Raw genomic sequence first — 18,101 nt, 5'->3', positions numbered from 1 at the left:
CGTACGGCCCTCCACCGTGCCCCACCCGGTGATCACACCGTCGGTGTACGGCTTCTTCGCCTCCAGGCCGAACCCGGTCGCCCGGTGCCGGCGCAACTGCTCGACCTCACGGAAGGAGCCCGGGTCCAGGAGCAGTTCGATCCGCTCCCGGGCCGTCAGCTTGCCCTTGGCGTGCTGCGCCGCCGTCGCCTTCTCGCTCGGTCCGGCCAGCGCCTGGGCACGGATTCCGTGCAGCTCGGCCACTCGCCCGCGCATGCCGTTCCTCGTCGTCTCACCCGGCTCGTGGGCAGTCGTAGTAGCCATCCGTGGTCCCTTCCTGGGACAAGGCCGAAGAACCGCCCGGCCCATACAGCCTCATCCTAACAAACCGTCTTCGCGGTTTAGCTGCGGAAAGCGGGCCCGTACCACCCCGGTGCCGGACCCCCTCAGCGCCAGCTGCCGGGCGCCGCAAGGCTCCGCCGCGCCGTCCACCAGCTGGGGGGAGTCGTCGGCGGAATGACGCGTTCTCCCTGGCCAGACCGCTCCAACAGGACCAACAGTGCCGCCAGAAGAGCGGCGATCTCCTCTTCGCCGGCCTCTCCGCGCTCCACTCGCAGCAAGGCCCTTCCTTCGCGCTCCACAAGCCGCCCTCCTTTCGGCCGAGGACGCGGAACACGATGCCTCGGGGCACTGGAGGGCCACTCCAGGGCCGCTGGAGGGCGCCTCGGACGGTTTCGGGAGCACGCCCCCCCTGGCCGGAAACAAACCACGCGCGCCCGCACAACTCCACGGCGCGCGAGGGGGAATCGCGTAAAAGAGGCAGCTCAGAGCAGTTGTGCGAGCGACGGAGGGAGAGGCGGCAACGGGGGCGGAGCAGGCCGTTCCGCTCAGCCTTGCTGCCGGAATGACTCCTACCGCTAGAAAGTAAACCGGATGGTATGTATCTTCGCTGATGTTCAGCCGGGACTTCCACGTCTACGCGGTTCAGGGGGACCAACCATGTCTGCCAACACGTTTCGCATCGAGCGCCCGACGTCCGTCGCTCGGCCACACGGAGATCACTCCACAGAGCCGCTCTGCATCGTGGTGCCGCGCTTTCCGGCGTCGTTCACGACGACCGTCCCCAAGGAGTTCGTCCACCGCGCCAGCGTCGCCGAGGTGATGCTCACCGACTGGGAGCGCGTGGACGACACTCACTTCACCCTGTCCGCCCAACTTCCCCGCATGCACGGCTTCTTCACCGCCCTCGACGGCTGCCACGACCCGCTGCTCCTGGCCGAAACGATCCGTCAGGCGGGGATCCTGCTGGCACACGCGGAGTTCGGAGTCCCCCTGGACCAGCAGTTCGTGATGTGGGACCTGGCGATCGACCTGGAGCCCGGGCACCTGCTCGTCCAGAGCGCGCCCGCCTCGCTGGACATCACGGTCACCTGCACGGAGATCAAGCGCCGGGGGACGAACCTGGCGGGGATGCACTACACGACCGTGATCCGCCGCGACGGCGCGGTGGCCGCCACCGGAGGCGCCACCTTCACCTGCACCTCTCCGGCCGTGTACAGGCGCGTACGCGCCGCCCGGGTCGGCGACGACGCGCCCGCGCCGATTCCGCTGACGAGCCCCACGGCACCGCAGACCGTCGGCCGCCTGTCGCCCACCGACGTCGTCCTGTCCCCGGCCTCGCAGCCGGACCACTGGCAGCTGCGGGTGGACACCCACCACCCCGTGCTCTTCGACCACCCCGTGGACCACGTGCCGGGCATGGTGCTGCTGGAGGCCGCTCGCCAGGCCGCGGTCGCCTTCCTGGGCCGGTCCTGCCTGCCGACCGGCATCACCAGCGAGTTCGCCCGCTACGTGGAACTGGACGCTCCGTGCATGATCGAGGTGTGCCGGCTGCCTTCGGAGGCGCACGGCGAGGAGCGCCTGCTGGTGACCGCCCGCCAGGACGGCGCGGTCGTCTTCACCTCCGCGGTGACCGTCGCTTCGGACGGCTCCTGAGCCCAGCCGCTCACCAGCGCCGGCCGGCCGGCGCTGGCCCGGCGCGTGAACGGGCCCGCGCGGTCGGCCGCCGTCCGGCCGGCTGCCCTCATCAGTCCGGCGCGGGGATGCTCCGGCGCCGCCCGGGCGGACGGGGAGCCGCTGTCCGTTCTGTTCCCGGAGCGCTGCCTCTCGCGGTGTGTACGGGGCGGCGGGGGGAGCGCCGCCCGGGTGCGTCCTCGCTCCCGGCCGGCGTCGCCGTCACAGCCGAACCGCCTTCGGCGACTCGGGCGGCTGCGGGCGCGGGATGTCGGCGGGCCGCAGCAGCGTCCCGCCGATCGGACCGTGATGCGGTGACGGACCCCCGGGCGGGGGCGCGACGGGGTCGCCGTGCGTGCCGGCGGAGCCGGTCGAGGGCAGCCCGCGCCGACGCCGACCGGCGGCGGGACGGTACGGGCGTGAACCACCGGCACCGTCCCTTGGTGCACCGACGAACCGTCAGGCCGAGGCCGACGCCAGCCCTCTGACCTCTTGGACCACACGCGCCCCCCGGTCCGGGGCGACGTCCAGGCGCATCAGGACGGCGGGCGAGGCGACGGAGGGCATCAGATGCTGGAGCAGGACCGACACCCTGCGCTCGACGTCCTCCAGTTCGCTCTCCAGCTGTGAGTAGAGCTGGACCCCGTGGAACGCGCTGACCACCATCTCGGCGACCTCACGCGGCACCACGTGCGACAGGGTCTCTCCACGCTGGCGGGCCTGGTTCATGATGCCCGTCATCACGTCGACCCACAGCGGCCAGGCGCTTCCGTAGTGGTTGCGGCCGACGGGGTCCGACGAGAGCCGCGCGCCGGCCCGCAGGACGGGCTCGTGCAGCATCCGGTGCGCCACCGTCATGGCGACGTCCACCAGTTCCTGGAGCTTGATGTCCTGTTCGGGCAGCCGCAGGTCGGCCTGTATCTCCAGGACGCCCTGGGCAAGCGCTTCCTTGGAGTCGAAATGGAAGTAGAGCGCGCCCTTGGTGACGCCTGCGGTCTTCAGGATGTCCGCGACCGTCGCCGCGGTGTAACCGTGCTCCGCGAAGACCGTCGCGGCAGCCTCCAGCACGGTACGACGGGTCTGGACCGCTCGTTCTTGCTGGGCCACTGGATGTTCCCCTCCGCTCAACCGCACTTCGCTGCCGGGCTGGACCAGCGAAGAAAAAACCGTCTAGGAGGTACCTTACAGCGACAACCAAGCCCGATTGAAGGGCTGCGGGCGGTTCCTCCCCTATTCCCCCACAGACGGCCACGGTCCGCTCTCCTCGGCCGTGAAACCCGAACACCGCAGGTGACGCGGGGGCGGAGGGCCACCGGAGCGGCGACACCCCGCCCCGTCCGGCGGAAACGGCGTGGCACGCGAAGAAGTCCGGAACAGTGGTTTCCGCTTGAGTTTCCCGCCATTTCCTCGCGGTCAGGACACCTTCACGTGGCTCTTCGTGGTCAGGACACGCCCACGTGGCTCTTCGTGGTCAGGACGCCTTCTTCGGGTCAGGCCATCGCGGAGACACGCGCGCCGGTGCGCGGAACCGCCCGGGGCCGCGCCCGCCCGCCGGCCGCCTCGGCCTCGACGGTGCCGAGCAGCCGCTCGTCTATCCCGTCGAGGGAGGCGACGATGTGCCGCACCCCGGCCTCGCGCATGAACCTCCGCTGGAAGCTGTGCTCGAAAGCGCTCGGGTGCCCGATGAACGCGGCTCCGAGGCTCTGGGCGACCTCGGCCACGCGCGCCACGTCGTCGATGAAGAGCGCCCGGTCGCAGCCGAGCCCGAAGACGTCCTCGGCGATCTCCCGTACGCCGGGCCGGAACTTGTCGGTGCACACATAGCCGGGACCGTCGAAGTACCCGGCGAACGGCGCCAGATGCCGGTCGAAGTGGGCTCGCCCGAGACCCCCGTAGCAGACCAGTGAGGCGCCCGTGGAACGCAGCCGTTCCAGCAGCCGGCCCGCGCCCTCCTGGAGCCGCACCGGATGCGTCCGGAGGTACTCCTCACGCTCCTCGAAGTACTCCGCGACGACCTCGGCGGCCGTACCCGGCACGCCCAGCGCCGCCGCGGCCCGCAACTGGGTCTGGGACAGCACCGCCCGCTCGATCTCGGCGGTGTAGGCGCCTCCCCGGCGGACCACGAAGCGGTGGATGACCGGACTGAAGGTGTCGTTCAGCAGCACACCGTCGATGTTCACCGCGATCAGACGAACCTGCCGGAAGGGCATGCGAACCGCCTAGTGTGTCGAGTCGCACGGTGATCGCGTGCGGAGACTGAGGGATGACGTACGGCGACAATAAACCGGGCCGACGGTTTTTTCAACGGGCTATCCTGGGCCCACCGCCACCAGCCGTACGGCTGCTGACAGGAAACGGGGAAGCCGATGGGCGCGCTCAAGGACAGAACGGCTCCGGCCACCGGAGCGGATCGGGGCTCGGGCCGGATCACGGCGCGCCCGGAACGGGACTCCGGCCGGGCCGGTGAGCGCCCGCCAAGGGGCGGCTCCGACACCCCTTGCGAATAAAACCGGAGGGTACGTATCTTATTTGTCGCGGACCTGTCGTCCGACGGGTTCGTGATCGCTGCGGGGGGAGCAGTGCATGTCCTGGGTCATCTCGGCCTTGGCCTTCACCGGGGCGGGTCCGACGCTCGCGTGGTGGCGGGATCAGCGACCGAAGCGACCTGACTTCCGGCACGTGCCGGCGTGTGCGCCCCGCGCTCGGCGCCGCTTATGGGGAGCCGAGTCGCTTCGGTCGCTGCCCGCCGTGACCGGGGCACTCGCATGCGGGCACGCATGAGCGGCATACCGGTCACCGCTCCCGGGGCGGCCCCGGCGCAGGGACTGCTCCCCGAGAGCCTGACCGACCGCGGCTCCGCCGAGTTGTTCGTGAAGCTGTACGCCGGCAGCTACCGGCACGTCCCCGGCCTGGGCTGGTACCGCTGGGCGGGCACCCGTTGGCAGCCCGACGAGGACGACACGGTGCTGTGGGCGGCCGGCGACCTGGCGGAGTGCCTCGCCCTGTCGGATCCCCGTGGCCGGTACTCCGACGAGGCACTGCGCCGGCACCGTTGCCGGACCCTGTCGACCACCGGCATCAACGCCATGCTGGCCCAGGCCGGATCGGCCCCGGGCATGGTGCTCAACGCGGCGCGCCTGGACTGCGACCCCTACGCGCTGTGCACCCCGGACGGCATCGTCGACCTGCGCACCGGCGCCCTGCGCGCCCCCGACCCCGAGAAGGACCTCCACTCCCGCTGCACCTCTCTCGCACCGCTGCCGATGGCGACGCCGCGCTGGGACAGGTTCCTCACCGACACCTTCGGCGGCGACGACGCCGGCGCCGAGACGATCGGCTTCCTCCAGCTGCTGCTCGGTTACTCGGTCACCGGCGACGTGGGCGCTCAGGTGCTGCCGTTCCTGTTCGGTCCCGGCAAGAACGGCAAGTCGGTGCTCCTCGACGTCCTGCTCAAGCTCCTCGGGGACTACGCGGACGCCGCGCCCCCCGGGTTCTTGATGGCACGTCCCTACGCGGGGCATCCGACGGATCTCGCGGAGCTGCACGGGCGCCGGGTGATCGTGTGCAGCGAGGTCCGGCCCGGCGACCGGTTCGACGAGGCCCGTCTGAAGCTGCTGACCGGCGGTGACCGTGTCAAGGCCCGCCGGATGCGGCGGGACTTCTTCAGTTTCGCGCCCACGCACAAGCTCTGGCTGCTGGGCAACCACCGCCCGGAGGTCGACACCGGCGGCTTCGCCTTCTGGCGCCGGATGCGTCTGATCCCCTTCGAACGCGTCGTCCGCGACGACAGGAGGATCGACAACCTCGCCGACGTCCTGGTGGGCGAGGAGGGCCCGGGAATCCTCGACTGGCTGATCGTGGGTGCCCGGCGCTATCTGGGCGGTGAGAAGGACCTCACCGGACCGGAGCGGGTGCGGGTCGCCACCGCCGCGTACGCGGAGACCGAGGACCACACCGGGCGCTTCGTCTCGGAGGCGTGCGCCCTCGACCCGGCGCTGCGGGCCGAGCAGACCCGGCTCCACGCGGCGTACCGCGCCTGGTGCCGGGCGGAGGGCGTCCACCCGGTCTCGTCGCGTGCGCTGGCCGCGAGGATCCGCGAGACCGTGGGGCTGGCGTCACCCAAGGCGATGGTTCTCTCCCAACAGCGCAAGTACTACCCGGGCATCGGACTGCTCGCCGCGGGGGAGGCACGACTCAGCTCGTGCCTCCAGGACTGCGACGCCCTGCGGGGGCGCAGGACACCGCTCCCCGAAAGGCAGTCGGGAAACGAGTCCTGACGCTGGGGTGAGACGGTCGATCCGGCCGCCGAAGCACACGGAACACGACGTGGACCGCGTCCGTTTCATCCAGGGGCTGTACGCGGCCGACCTCTCCAGCGGCACCATCGCCGAACTCATGCCGTGCCGCGACACCCCGAGCAAGCACAACTCCGACGCCACCCTGGAGCGCATGGCCCCGCCGCGGACGAACCGGCGGTGACCCCGGACTCCACGCCGCTCTCGGCCGCGGCCACCTCCGGCCGAGCCGACACGACGGCGGTTCCCGGGCCTGTCCGCCTTCACCCCGGCCATCGATCGGTACCGGTGGGAACGTCTCAGCAGTCCTGGGTCGGAGGGCCCGGTGCCAGATGCGTCAGTGCCCGGGCGGCCAGACGGTAGCCGAAGGCTCCGAGGCCGACCACGACACCGCTGGCCAGCGGCGCGATCACCGACTCGTGCCGGAACTGTTCCCGGGCCCACACGTTGCTCAGGTGCACCTCGATCCACGGGGGCGCGTAACTGGCGAGGGCGTCACGGAGACTCCAGCCGGCGATCATCAGAGCGCCTGGGTTGACGATGGCGCCCACGGTGCTGTCGCTGTGCCGGTGAACGGCGCCGACCAGGTCGCCTTCCGAGTCGTGCTGGACGGACAGCACCTTCCAGCCCCGGTCGCTCAGCTCGTCGGCGACCGCCGCCTCGATGTCGGCGAGCGTGTCCGTGCCGTATATCTCCGGCTCCCGGCGCCCGAGAATTCCCAGATTCGGGCCGTTCAAGAGAAGCACGGTACTCAAGGAGGCCACCTCAGTATTCATATTCGCCCGCTGGTCGCGGCCGCAAAGCCCGCATTCCCTCCATGCTGTCGCCGCACCGCGCGGGCGCACCACTCCCAGAGCTGATAGTCCGGCGCCGGGCCGCTCGAGAACAACTCGTGCGCGCGTCGAGGCCGTCTACACGCCGCGTCGGCTCGCGCCGTCGCCGTCGCACCGCCGCCCTACCCTGGTCCGCGCACGGGCCCCCCACTCGGACGGCACGGATCCCACGACTGGAGATGTGATGCTCGATTCTCCGTTTCGCCTGCGGCTGCCCCCCGTTCTCTCCGTCCCACGTGTCTGCCGGAACGGCTCCTGCGGAGCTTCCGGCCTGCCCGAGTCCTCTTTTTCCGCCTGGTCCCGCGGAGACCTGGAGGAAGGTATTCGCTTGGCAAAGGCCGCTGGTCAAGAAGAACCCGATTGCACCGGGAATTGCAAGGCATTGGCAAAAACCTGGCACGCGGCACTGCTGGTCCGGGTGCGCCGTCTGGCGTCCGCGGCGCGGGTTCTGGCCGAAGTGGAGGAGCTGACCGCGGCACGGGAGGAGGCCGGCGGCCCTCTCGTCGTCGCCTCCCTGCTCTGTGCGGCGGACCTCGCGTTCGCCGGAGGGGACGTCGGCACCGCCGTCGATCTCGCCGGCAGGGGCGCCGACCGGGCGCAGCGGGCCGGGCTCCACGGGTTCCTGCCCGACGCGCACACCGTGACAGTGCTCGGCGCCCTCCGGCAGGGCGACATGAGCGTGAGCGCGGAGTTCGCCGACCAGCTGCGGGACTGCGCTCTGCTGGGCCGGACCGCGCACGGGCCGAGCCAGTGCGCCTGGGTCGCGGCCCAGCTCCTCGAAGTGCAGGGCGGCCCGGCGCGGGCGGCCCAGCTGGTCGTGGGCATCGTCACGGACGACCGGTTGCTCCTGGAACTGCTGACGTCGCAGCCCACCGCCGCCGCCTGGCTCGTCAGGGCCACCCGCAAGCTGGACGACGAGGTGCTCGCCCGGCGGGTGGTCTCCAAGTCCCGTGCCCTCGCGGTACGCAACCCCGGGCTGCGTTCCGTGGGCGCCGCCGCGACGCACGCCGCCGGACTGCTGGAAGGCGACGCGCACGAGGTGCTCGCGGCGGCCGCCTCGCATCTGGACCCGTGGGCCGCCGCCTCCGCCGGGGAGGACGCGGGGAAACTCCTCGCCGCGCGGCCCGCCGAACGCCGGTGTGCGGTCGAGGCCTTCGAATCGGCGGCGGACGGCTACGCGAACGCCGCGGCGCCGCGCGATGCCCGCAGGGTCGTGAGCCGGCTGCGCTCGCTCGGGGTGCGGCGGGGCCGCTATCCGCAGTACGCCGGCCAGTACGGCGTGAACACGAGCACACTCACCAACACCGAGGCCGCCGTGGCCGAGCTGGTGAGCCAGGGATTCACCAACTCCCAGGTCGGGGAACGCCTCTTCATCTCCGGTCACACCGTGGCCTTCCACCTGAAGAAGATCTTCCGGAAGATGGACGTGGCCTCGCGCGTGGAACTGACACGGGCGTGGAGCCGGGTACCGAGCGCGGCCGCCGAGGGCGCGAAGGCCTCCTGAGGACCAGGGTCCGCCGGTCACAGGATCCTGCGGGGCCTGCCCGGCGGGCTCTGCCGCCTGCGCCACTCGCGGGGATAGCCCACGGACACCTCCTCGAAGCGGACGCCCTCGTGGTGGGTGGTCCGCGGGATGTGGAGGTGGCCGTAGACCATCGCGGCCGTGCGGAACCTGCGGTGCCAGTCGGTGGTCAGCCGGGTGCCGCACCACATGGCGAACTCGGGGTACCACAGCACCTCCGTCGGGTGCCGGTGCAGCGGATAGTGGTTGACCAGGACGACCGGCGTCCCGTCGAGAAGCCCGGCCAGCCGGCGCTCGGTCTCGGCGACACGGGCCCGGCACCACGCCTCGCGGCTGGGGTAGGGGTCGGGGTGCAGCAGACTCTCGTCGTTGCACAGGACGCCGGTGCCGCGCGCGTAGGCGAGCCCTTCGTCCTTGGTGGCGCAACCGGCGGGCAGGAACGAGTAGTCGTAGAGCAGGAACAGCGGCGCCACGACCACCGGGCCGTCCGGCCCGTGCCAGACCGGGTAGGGGTCCTCGGGGGTGGTGACGCCCAGCTCGCGGCAGAGTTCGACCAGGTGCTCGTAGCGGGCGACGCCGCGCAGGGTGACGGTGTCGCTCGGATGGGTCCACAGCTCGTGGTTGCCGGGCGTCCAGACGACCTTGCGGAAGCGGCCCGCGAGGGTCTTCAGGCACCAGTGGATGTCGGCGACGGTCTCCGCCACGTCGCCGGCCACCAGCAGCCAGTCCTCGTCCGTCTCCGGTGCCATCCGCTCGACCAGGGCGCGGTTGCCGGCGTGGCCGACGTGCAGATCGCTGATGGCCAGCAGTCGTCCGCCGCGGTACGCCGTCGCCGTCACCTCTCGCTCCTCCCCGCCGCTCACACCGCGGCGGACGGCGGGGCCGTCAGGTCGCGTGGTGTGGTGCCGGCCAGGCCCATCTCCGCCTCGGCGTTCTCGTCGATGCGGGCCATGGCGACGCGGAGTACGGGCGGCGCCATCAGCGAGGTGACGATCGCGACGAGGATGATGATGGTGTACGCCTCGGCGCCCAGGACCCCGAGTTGCAGGCCCACCATGGCCACGACGACCTCGATCACCCCGCGGGAGTTCATGCCGGCGCCGAGCGCGATGCCCTCCCAGCGGCCGAGGCCGCTCATCTTCGCGCCGGCGTAGGCGCCGGCGAACTTGCCGAGGATCGCCACGGCGAGCACCGCGCAGGCCGCGGCCAGGACGGTGGGGTCGGCCAGCGCGGACAGGTCCATCCGGATTCCGGCCGTGGCGAAGAAGACCGGTGCCAGGAAGGCGAGGACGGTGGTCCGCAGGGGGGCCAGCTTCTCCCGGTCCAGCTCCCCGCTCGTGCCGACCAGCGCACCGCACACGAACGCGCCGAAGACCGCCTCCAGGTGCAGCGCCTGGGTCGCCGCCCCGCCCAGCAGCACGATCAGCGCCACCGTCGCGACGGTGGGCACCGGCGACGCGGAGCGGCCCGCCGCGCGCAGCGCCGCCTTCACCAGGGGGCGGCCCAGCAGCCAGGCGGCCAGTACGACGCCCATGGGGTGGAGCAGGGACGTGGCGACCGTGCCGGTGCTCAGCCCGGCGGTCGCCATCGCCGAGACGATGGAGAGCAGGAACCAGCCGACGACGTCGTCGATGACACCGGCGGCGAGGGTCAGCTGCCCGATGTCCCGGTGCAGCAGGTTCATGTCCATCAGGGTCTTCGCGATCACGGGGATGGCGGTGACGCACATGGCCACACCGAGGAAGAGCGCGAAGACCGTCGGGCTCTTGTCGTCCGACTGGATCGAGGCGGGCAGCAGGAAGCCGGCACCGACGCCGAGCCCCAGGGGCAGGAGCAGACCGGCGAGGCTCACCCGGACCGCGGTGAGCCGGCGTCGCCTGACGAGGTCGAACTTCAGCTCCATGCCGGTGATGCCGACGAGCAGCACGACGCCCACCTGCCCCACCGCGTCGAGCAGATGCATCTGGCCGGGGTCCTTGGGCAGCAGCCAGTCGGCGAGAGCGGGCCACGCGTGGCTGAGGACCGAGGGCCCGACGATCACTCCGGCGAGCAGCTCACCGACGATCGCGGGCATCTTGAAGCGTGCGGCCAACCGCCCCAGGGCCAGTGCCAGCAGGAGCAGGACGGACAGTTGGAGCAGGAACACCAGGAGCGTGTGGTGGGGGATGGTCGCTACGGGGGCGGAGCTCAAGTCGGTCACCTCAGACGCGGGCTTCGGGACGCGCGCCGACGGTCCGGCGGAGCAGGCGGTCCGCGATGAGACCGGCCAGGCGTGCGTTCTGGTCGAGAAGGAAGAAGTGGCCGCCGGGGAACACCTCGACCTCCGACGGGCCGGTGGTGTGCTCCTCCCAGGCCGTCGCCTCGTCGATCGAGACCCGGGGGTCGCTGTCCCCGGTGAGCACCGTCACGGGGCACCCCAACCGCTGTCCGGACACGCAGCGGTAGTTCTCGACGGCGCGGTAGTCACTGCGGATCGCGGGCATGATCATGTCCCGCACGTCCGGTTCGGCGAGCAGCGCCGCGTGGGGGCCGCCCAGCCGGCGCACCTCGGCCAGGAGCTCCGCGTCCGAGCCCAGATGGAGCCGTTCGTCGCGGTCACGGGACGGTGCCCGGCGGCCGGAGGCGAAGAGCCGCACGGGCGTGGGAAGGCCGGCGTCCCGCATGCGCAGCGCGACCTCGTAGGCGAGGACGGCGCCCATGCTGTGGCCGAACAGCGCCAGGGGCCGGTCGTCGAGGTGGCGTGTCACCTCGAAGATCTGGTCGGCCAGTTCGGGAAGGCTGTCGATGTTCGGTTCGTGGCGCCGGTCCTGCCGTCCCGGGTACTGCACCGCCAGTACGTCCACCGAGGGTGTGAGCGCCTTGGACAGGGCGTAGTAGAAACTCGCGGACCCGCCGGCGTGCGGCAGACACACGAGACGGACGCCGTTCTCCGTCGCCGGGCGGAACCGGCGGACCCATGTTCCGAATTGCTCCGGGGTTCGAGGCACGGCCTTCATTCCCTTCAGGAAATGTGCATATCCAGCCAGAGGATAGGAAGAGATTCACGAGACCGGCATCCCTCGGTCTGATAGGCCGTACCAGGCCGCACTCTTGAATTTTTCCGCGGGCTCGTATTTCCGGGCCGTCCTTGTTTCCGCGCGCTTGAATTCCGCTGGAGCGGTACCGGCGATCGCGCCGTGCGCGAGGGCTGTTTCGCATTCCCTCGGGCATCATGGCCGACGGCCTGCTGTGTTCCACCCCGTAGAAGGCGGTCGCTGTGAAGGTAGTCGCGGACACCGACAGGTGCGTCGGCGCGGGTCAGTGTGTGCGCGTCGCGCCGGAGCTCTTCGACCAGGGCGAGGACGACGGCGTGGTGGTCGTGCTGAACGCCGAGCCCGGGGAGGCCCTCGCACCGGCGGCCTACGAGGCCGTCGACCTGTGTCCGGCCCGGGCGCTCACCGCGGACGGCTGATCCGGCACTCCGGGAGACGCTCGAGCGCGGCTCCGGGGGGAGTCCACGGGCGCGTTGGGAGAATCGGGACAGGCGCGAGTGGCCCGGTGTCCCGCGTTCCCGCAGGCGGCCCGGGACGGGGACGCGCGTGGTGTTCCCCCGACGCCTCTTTCCGCGCCCTCCATGCCCTCGCGCTCACCGACCCCTGCGAGTAGGGACGACGATGCCCACCATGCGCCCGCACGACCAGTACGAGCCCCCCACGGACACGGACGTGGCCGTCGTCGGCAACGGGCCGATCGGTGCGGCCCTGTCGGTGCTGCTCGCCCAGCGCGGCCTGCGCGTGACCGTCCTCGAACGGCGTCCCCGGCCGTACACGCTGCCGCGGGCGACCAGCTTCGACGGGGAGACCGCCCGACTGCTCGCGGCCACCGGGATCGGTGACCGGATCGGCGGGATCACGGAGCCGGCCACCGGCTACCAGTGGCACACCGCGGCGGGGCGGACGCTGCTGGACATCGCCTTCTCCCCCGAAGGCCGTTACGGCTGGCCGGACGCCAACACCATGCACCAGCCCGCGCTGGAGGAACTGCTCGCGGCCCGGGCGGCGTCGCTGCCCGGCATCACGGTGCTGCGCGGTCACCGGGTCGTGGACATCACCGAGCGGGACGAGCGGGTGACGCTGACCGTCGAGACCGACGACGGGGCGGACCGCACGGTCGTCGCGCGCTGGGTCGTGGGCTGTGACGGTGCCAACAGCTTCGTGCGCGAGCACCTCGACGTCCCCATGACCGACCTCGGGTTCTCCTACGAGTGGCTGCTGTGCGACGTCGAACTGCGCGAGCCGCGCGAGTTCACGCCCACCAACGTCCAGATCTGCGACCCGGCGCGGCCCACGACGCTCGTCGGCAGCGGGCCGGGGCACCGCCGCTGGGAGTTCATGCGGCTGCCGGGCGAGAGCAGCGCCGAGCTGAACCGGGAGGAGACGGCCTGGCGCCTGCTCAAGCCGTTCGGCGTCACCCCGGAAACCGCCAGGCTGCTGCGCAGCACCACCTACATCTTCCGGGCCACCTGGGCCGAGGCGTGGCGGTCGGGCCGGGTGCTGCTCGCGGGGGACGCGGCCCATCTGATGCCGCCCTTCGCCGGGCAGGGCATGTGCTCCGGTATCCGGGACGCGGCCAACCTGGCGTGGAAGCTGGATCTGACGCTGCGCGGCCTGGCCGACGCGTCCGTCCTGGACACCTACGCCCAGGAGCGCGGGCAGCACGTGAAGGAGTCGATCCTGTCGTCGGTGCAGCTGGGCAGGGTGATCTGTGTGACGGACCCGGCCGCCGCCGCGGAACGGGACGCCACTGTCCTGGCCGGCCGGCGCGGTCGTACGGGGCCGGGAGCGCCGGATGCGGCGCGCCCCCTGTCGACCGGGCTGCTGCGGACGCCGGGGGGCGGGGCGGGGTCGCCGGCCGGTGCGGTGGTGCCGCAGGCGCGGGTGAGCGCGGGGGGCGGTACGGGACTGTTCGACGAGGTCGTGGGCCGCGGATTCGTTCTGCTCACCACCGCCGATCCGCGCCCCGCGCTCGGGGAGGACCGGTGGTCCTTCCTCGCGGCCCTCGACACCCACGTGGTCCGCCTGTCGCCGCCCGGGGCCACCGGGCCGGCAGCGGACACCGGGGACACCGGGCCGGCAGCGGACACCGGGGACACCGGGACAGGTCTGACGGACGTGATCGACACGGACGGCCGCTACCTGGCCTACCTGGCCGAGTACGACGCGACCGCGTTGCTCGTCCGCCCGGACTACCACGTCTTCGGCGCCGCGAGCGGCCCCGAGGACACCGCCGCCCTCGTCGACGAGCTGCGCGACCGGCTGGCGGCGGCCGTGCCGGCCGGGGCGACGCACCACACGGCCTGAGCACGACGCCCGCGTACGTGGGAGCGGGACCACTGAGGCGGTCCCGCTCCCACGGCACCGCTTCCGCCGGCGCCGCTTCCGCCCGTACCGCACCCCGCGTTCCGGGACGCGTCAGCGCTCAGGCACTCAGGCGGGCCAGTTCCACCGCGCCGCGCAGGGACGACAGCGCGCCCAGCGAGGCGGGGCGGACCGTGAGCGGTGGGTGGCCGGGACGGGTGAGGTCCGCCAGCTGTGCGGCAAGGAGGGTGTCCAGGCCCGGCAGACCGCTCGCGAAACCGCCGCCGAGCAGCAGGAGCCGCGGGTGGAGCAGTTCCTGGACGCTGACCGCGGCGGCGGCCAGGGCCCGGCAGGTGCGGCGCAGGGCGGTGGTCGCCCAGGGGCGTTCGTCGTGCCAGGCCCGCCGCAACGCGTCGTAGGTGACGTCGCCGCCCCGCAGCCGGGCCGCGTGGCGCAGCGTGGCCGGGCCCGACGCCGTCGCCTGGAGGCATCCCCGGCGCCCGCACACGCACGGCGGGCCGTCCAGCTCGACGACCGTGTGCCCGATCTCGAAGGATCCGCGTCCCAGCCCCGGGCAGAGGCCGCCCCGCAGGACGAGGCCACCGCCGACACCCGTACCGACCCCCAGGTAGAGGAGGTCGGCGCAGTCGGCTGCCCGTGCCTCGGCGAGGGCGCCGAGGTCGCCGTCGTCCGCCCAGGCGACGGAGGTGCCCGGCACCAGCGCGCGCAGGGCCGCGCCCAGGTCGGTTCCGGTCCATTCGGGCCGGCTCGGCCAGGCGGTGACCCGCTCGTCGGTTCCGACGGTCGCCGGCATGGCGACGCCCACCGCTCTCAGGGGCGCGGCCAGCCGCCCGCGCATCTCTTCGACGTGTCCGGCCAGTTGCGCGAGGTCGCGGTCGGCACTGTGCCGCGGCTGCCAGGCGAAGACCGTCTCGGCCACGCACCGCGCGCCGGCCTCCACCCGCAACGCGACCTTGGTGCCCCCGATGTCGACACCGAGGTACGGGGCGTCCCCGGTCGCACCGAGGTCCGGCGCGTCCTCAGGCACGGGGCACGAACGGGCACAGGTCCAGCAGGTCGGCGGGGCGGGCCAGGACGACGTCCGGCTGGGCGGCGAGCAGTTCGTCGGTGTCGGACAGCGCCCACAGCGCGCCGGCCGAGGTCACCCCGGCACCGTGCGCACTGGCGATGTCGGTCGGCGCGTCGCCGACCATGACGGCCTGCTCGGGCGAGAAGCCCATCAGGTCCAGGGCGTGCTCCACGATGTCCGGGGCGGGCTTCGGCCTGGCGACCTCGTCCGAGCCGATCACATGGTCGAAGAAGGGCAGCAGGCCCAGCTGGCCGAGCAGGGAACGCGCCCGCTCCCCGCTCTTGCCGGTGGCCACGGCGAGCCTGAGACCGCGTACCCGCAAGGTGGTGATCAGCTCGACTATGCCGTCGAAGACCGGTACCTGGGAGGCCAGCCGGTAGCTCTCCCGGACGAAGGGCCCCTCCATCTCCAGCGGCAGGCCCATGATCCGCATGATGTCCGGGAAGAAGCGCCCCAGGTGCCGCCGGTACTCGTCGAACGGCGCGGGGCCGTCGCCGACGACCTCCTTGTACGCGACGGCGAACGCCTCGTACATCACCGCGAAGCTGTCGACGAGGACACCGTCCAGGTCGAAGACCACGGCACGTCTGACCGGCCTGAGCGTCCCGGTGGCCGTCGCCGGCCGGGCCGTACCCGGAGCGGTGGTCCGTTCCGCGAGCCCGGCGGGTCCTGTCGAAACTGGTGATCTCACGGGCTTCCTCACCTCCTAGTGATGGGCGGGCACGGCGATCTGCTCGTGCGCGCGGCGGGCCGAGGCGTAGAAGTCCTCGATGACGCGGACCGTCGTACGGGCCTCGTGGACGGCCCTGCCGCGCCGGCCCGGGTCGGTCAGGACGTCGGCGAGGACGTCCAGTTGCCGCCGGTACTCGGTGCCGATGGGCTCCCGCGGCACCGGCAGGGATGTCGTGGTGCCCTCACGCGTCAGCGTCAGCTCGGCGTGGGGGTGGCGGTTGGGGCTGAAGCCGAAGGTGCAGCGCAGTTCGGCGGTGGCGGCGCTGCCCGTCACCCGGATCCGGGTGACGTCCCGCGCCTGGTGCGACGCCCAGCCGGCGCGGAGGCCGACGGAGACGCCGTCGTCGCGGACGAGGAAGCCCCACGCGGTGTCCTCCACGTCCCCGGCGGTCCCGGCGGGCGCATCGTCCTGCCGCCAGGCCGCGCTCCAGGCGCCGGTGCCCAGGAAGTCGTTGGAGGTGACGCCGAGGACCTGGGTGAAACGGACCGGGCCGAGCAGCGAGGCGAGCGTGTCGAGCAGGTGCCAGCCGAGGTCGAAGAGGACACCGCCGCCGGCCTTGCTGCGCTGTGTGAACCAGCCGCCGGCCTGGGGGATGCCGCGCGCCCGCACCCACGACAGGTCGACGTGGCGGACGCGGCCCAGCTCCGGCAGGAGGCGCGCCAGGGCATCCACGTCGGCGCGATACGGGGCGGCGCTGCCGGCCAGCAGCGTGGCGCCGCCGTCCCGTTCGGCGGCGGCCAGGGTGTCGGCCTCGCCGGAGGTCAGGCACACGGGCTTCTCCAGGAAGACCGGGACACCCCTGCGGAGCAGCCCGGCCGCGACGTCGGCGTGCAGGTGGTTGGGCACGGCGACGACGGCAAGGTCGACCTCCCTGGCGGTCAGCGCGTCCGGCGTCCGGTGCACGGGGACGCCCGGTGCACCGTCGAGCGCGGTCCGCGCCGTGGCCGCGGGGTCGGCGGCGTGGACCACCTCGAAGCCGGGGTGCTCGGTCAGCCGGGGCAGCCACAGTTCCCGCCCCGCCCAGCCGAGCCCGACGACGGCCGTCCTGACGCTCATACGGCGGCCACGGCGTCCGCGATGACCTCCGCCGTGCGGTGCATGTCCTGCTCGCCGGCGAGCAGGACGCGGTGGTGCAGCCAGACGCAGTCCCGGCTGATGGCCTCCGTGTGCGGGCAGCGCTCGGCGACCTGCTCCGGGGTCTCGTCCGGGGCGCCGATCTCCCAGAAGGCGTCGGTGCGGTAGATCGCGCGGAAGGCGGCGAACGCCGGCACGCCGGCCGCCACGAGCCGGTCGACCAGGGCGTTGCGGTCGTCCTCACTGATGCCGGGCAGGCGGAACATCGCCATGTAGTGCGAGGGGGAGTCGGTGCGGTCGTCACCGCGCTGCGGGACGACGCCGTCGATGGCGTCGAGGAGCGGGGAGAGCACGGCCCAGCGCTGCTGGCGGGTGGCGATCTGCTGTTCCAGGCGGCCGAGCTGGGCGCGCAGCACCGCCGCGGAGAACTCGTTGAGCCGCAGGTTGGTGCCGGCGACCTGGTGCAGGTAGCGGCGGTCGGTGCGGGGACGTCCGCAGCTGTGCCGCAGGAACGCCGCCTCGTAGGTCTCCGTGTCGGGGAAGAGCAGGGCGCCGCCCTCGCCGGCGGTCATCAGCTTGCCGTTCTGGAAGCTGAACGCGGCGACCGTGCCGAGCTCGCCGACGCGCTTTCCCCGCCAGCGGGCGGCGTGGGCGTGCGCGGCGTCCTGGAGGAGCGGGACGCCGGTGTCGGCGGAGAGCTTGGCCAGCGCGTCCATGTCGGCCAGGAAGCCCGCCATGTGGACGGGCATGATGGCCCGGGTGCGGGGCGTGACGGCCGCCGCGGCCGCCGTCACGTCGATGTTGTAGGTGTGCGGGTCCACGTCCACGGGGACCGCGACCGCGCCGAGGCGCTGCGCCGCCTGCGAGGAGGATATGAAGGTGAAGGCCGGGACGACGACCTCGGTGCCCGGGCCCACTCCCATGACCTGGAGGGCCAGTTCCAGGGCGTGGGTTCCGTTGGTGACGGCCAGGGCGTGGGGAGCACCGTGGAGTTCCGCGAACTCCCGCTCGAAGGAGTCGACTTCACTCCCGCCCATACGCCACCACTGGCCCTGCTCGAGTGCGCGGACGAGACCTTCGCGCTCCTTTTCGTCGTACTGCGGCCACTGGGGATATTCCGGCGCCTGTCGCACGTTCATGATTCTCCAAGAAACTGGATGTGGCTCGATGCAAGGCACAGAACAGCTGACGACATTCCCAAAGTAGGTTCATGCCGGGGCCGTTGC

18 protein-coding genes are annotated in these 18,101 nt (G+C 72.2%); 6 read left to right on the top strand and 12 right to left on the bottom strand.

Going from position 1 to position 18,101, the window contains the following annotated elements:
* A partial coding sequence (locus ACH4NX_RS37815; protein ID WP_398130346.1) for a carboxyl transferase domain-containing protein occupies positions 1-303 on the bottom strand: 303 nt, incomplete at its 3' end.
* A gap of 122 nt (positions 304-425) precedes the next feature.
* The gene (locus ACH4NX_RS37810; RefSeq protein WP_398130347.1) at positions 426-590 is read right to left on the bottom strand and encodes an acyl-CoA carboxylase epsilon subunit; all 165 of its coding nucleotides are present in this window, start codon (positions 588-590) and stop codon (positions 426-428) included.
* Between the two features lie 472 nt (positions 591-1,062).
* On the opposite strand from ACH4NX_RS37810, the gene ACH4NX_RS37805 reads away from it, so the two are divergent.
* Positions 1,063-1,974: a ScbA/BarX family gamma-butyrolactone biosynthesis protein gene (locus ACH4NX_RS37805; protein WP_398130345.1), complete on the top strand. Its 912-nt coding sequence runs from the start codon at positions 1,063-1,065 to the stop codon at positions 1,972-1,974.
* Positions 1,975-2,451: 477 nt separating this feature from the next.
* Here ACH4NX_RS37805 and ACH4NX_RS37800 read toward each other — a convergent pair whose 3' ends face one another.
* A complete protein-coding gene (locus ACH4NX_RS37800; RefSeq protein WP_351400851.1) occupies positions 2,452-3,099 on the bottom strand; it encodes a ScbR family autoregulator-binding transcription factor in 648 nt (215 codons plus the stop codon).
* A 383-nt stretch (positions 3,100-3,482) separates the two neighbouring features.
* Positions 3,483-4,202: an HAD family phosphatase gene (locus ACH4NX_RS37795; protein WP_351400852.1), complete on the bottom strand. Its 720-nt coding sequence runs from the start codon at positions 4,200-4,202 to the stop codon at positions 3,483-3,485.
* Between the two features lie 567 nt (positions 4,203-4,769).
* Between ACH4NX_RS37795 and ACH4NX_RS37790 the strand changes: the two genes are divergently transcribed.
* Together ACH4NX_RS37790 and ACH4NX_RS37785 are read left to right on the top strand one after the other, a co-directional pair.
* Positions 4,770-6,269, top strand: coding sequence for a phage/plasmid primase, P4 family (locus ACH4NX_RS37790; protein WP_351400853.1), 1,500 nt, complete (start codon positions 4,770-4,772; stop codon positions 6,267-6,269).
* Positions 6,270-6,318: 49 nt separating this feature from the next.
* Complete coding sequence (locus ACH4NX_RS37785) at positions 6,319-6,471, top strand: hypothetical protein (protein ID WP_398130344.1); 153 nt, start codon at positions 6,319-6,321, stop codon at positions 6,469-6,471.
* Positions 6,472-6,586: 115 nt separating this feature from the next.
* On the opposite strand, the gene ACH4NX_RS37780 is transcribed toward ACH4NX_RS37785, so the two are convergent.
* Positions 6,587-7,042, bottom strand: coding sequence for a type II 3-dehydroquinate dehydratase (locus tag ACH4NX_RS37780; protein WP_351400854.1), 456 nt, complete (start codon positions 7,040-7,042; stop codon positions 6,587-6,589).
* A gap of 460 nt (positions 7,043-7,502) precedes the next feature.
* Here ACH4NX_RS37780 and ACH4NX_RS37775 point away from each other — a divergent pair, with 460 nt between their 5' ends.
* Complete coding sequence (locus ACH4NX_RS37775; RefSeq protein WP_351400855.1) at positions 7,503-8,624, top strand: helix-turn-helix transcriptional regulator; 1,122 nt, start codon at positions 7,503-7,505, stop codon at positions 8,622-8,624.
* Positions 8,625-8,641: 17 nt separating this feature from the next.
* Here ACH4NX_RS37775 and ACH4NX_RS37770 read toward each other — a convergent pair whose 3' ends face one another.
* The 3 genes from ACH4NX_RS37770 to ACH4NX_RS37760 are packed head-to-tail and all read right to left on the bottom strand — an operon-like array spanning position 8,642 to position 11,629.
* Positions 8,642-9,481, bottom strand: coding sequence for a metallophosphoesterase family protein (locus tag ACH4NX_RS37770; RefSeq protein ID WP_398130343.1), 840 nt, complete (start codon positions 9,479-9,481; stop codon positions 8,642-8,644).
* A 20-nt stretch (positions 9,482-9,501) separates the two neighbouring features.
* On the bottom strand, positions 9,502-10,833 hold the full coding sequence (locus ACH4NX_RS37765; protein ID WP_351400857.1) for a cation:proton antiporter: 1,332 nt from the start codon (positions 10,831-10,833) through the stop codon (positions 9,502-9,504).
* Between the two features lie 10 nt (positions 10,834-10,843).
* The gene (locus ACH4NX_RS37760) at positions 10,844-11,629 is read right to left on the bottom strand and encodes a thioesterase II family protein (RefSeq protein ID WP_398130342.1); all 786 of its coding nucleotides are present in this window, start codon (positions 11,627-11,629) and stop codon (positions 10,844-10,846) included.
* A gap of 269 nt (positions 11,630-11,898) precedes the next feature.
* On the opposite strand from ACH4NX_RS37760, the gene ACH4NX_RS37755 reads away from it, so the two are divergent.
* Positions 11,899-12,093, top strand: coding sequence for a ferredoxin (locus ACH4NX_RS37755; protein ID WP_351400859.1), 195 nt, complete (start codon positions 11,899-11,901; stop codon positions 12,091-12,093).
* Positions 12,094-12,295: 202 nt separating this feature from the next.
* Positions 12,296-13,981, top strand: coding sequence for a bifunctional 3-(3-hydroxy-phenyl)propionate/3-hydroxycinnamic acid hydroxylase (locus ACH4NX_RS37750; protein WP_398153391.1), 1,686 nt, complete (start codon positions 12,296-12,298; stop codon positions 13,979-13,981).
* Positions 13,982-14,099: 118 nt separating this feature from the next.
* Here ACH4NX_RS37750 and ACH4NX_RS37745 read toward each other — a convergent pair whose 3' ends face one another.
* The 4 genes from ACH4NX_RS37745 to ACH4NX_RS37730 all read right to left on the bottom strand — a co-directional run bounded on the left by ACH4NX_RS37745 (position 14,100) and on the right by ACH4NX_RS37730 (position 18,014).
* Entirely contained in the window at positions 14,100-15,026 is a 927-nt protein-coding gene (locus tag ACH4NX_RS37745) for an ROK family protein (RefSeq protein WP_351400862.1), read from the bottom strand.
* Positions 15,019-15,648: an HAD-IA family hydrolase gene (locus ACH4NX_RS37740; RefSeq protein ID WP_351400873.1), complete on the bottom strand. Its 630-nt coding sequence runs from the start codon at positions 15,646-15,648 to the stop codon at positions 15,019-15,021. Before ACH4NX_RS37740 ends, ACH4NX_RS37745 begins: the two co-directional genes overlap by 8 nt.
* A 126-nt stretch (positions 15,649-15,774) precedes the next feature.
* Positions 15,775-16,857, bottom strand: coding sequence for a Gfo/Idh/MocA family protein (locus ACH4NX_RS37735; protein WP_398130340.1), 1,083 nt, complete (start codon positions 16,855-16,857; stop codon positions 15,775-15,777).
* On the bottom strand, positions 16,854-18,014 hold the full coding sequence (locus ACH4NX_RS37730) for an aminotransferase class I/II-fold pyridoxal phosphate-dependent enzyme (protein ID WP_351400864.1): 1,161 nt from the start codon (positions 18,012-18,014) through the stop codon (positions 16,854-16,856). The genes ACH4NX_RS37735 and ACH4NX_RS37730 overlap by 4 nt, the downstream gene beginning before the upstream one ends.
* Between the last annotated feature and the right edge of the window lie 87 nt (positions 18,015-18,101).

Source organism: Streptomyces sp. NPDC017225, from assembly GCF_044331465.1.
Lineage (GTDB): Bacteria > Actinomycetota > Actinomycetes > Streptomycetales > Streptomycetaceae > Streptomyces.
The sequence above is the reverse complement of the archived record's forward strand: the minus strand, read 5'-3'. Positions and strand labels throughout refer to the sequence as shown.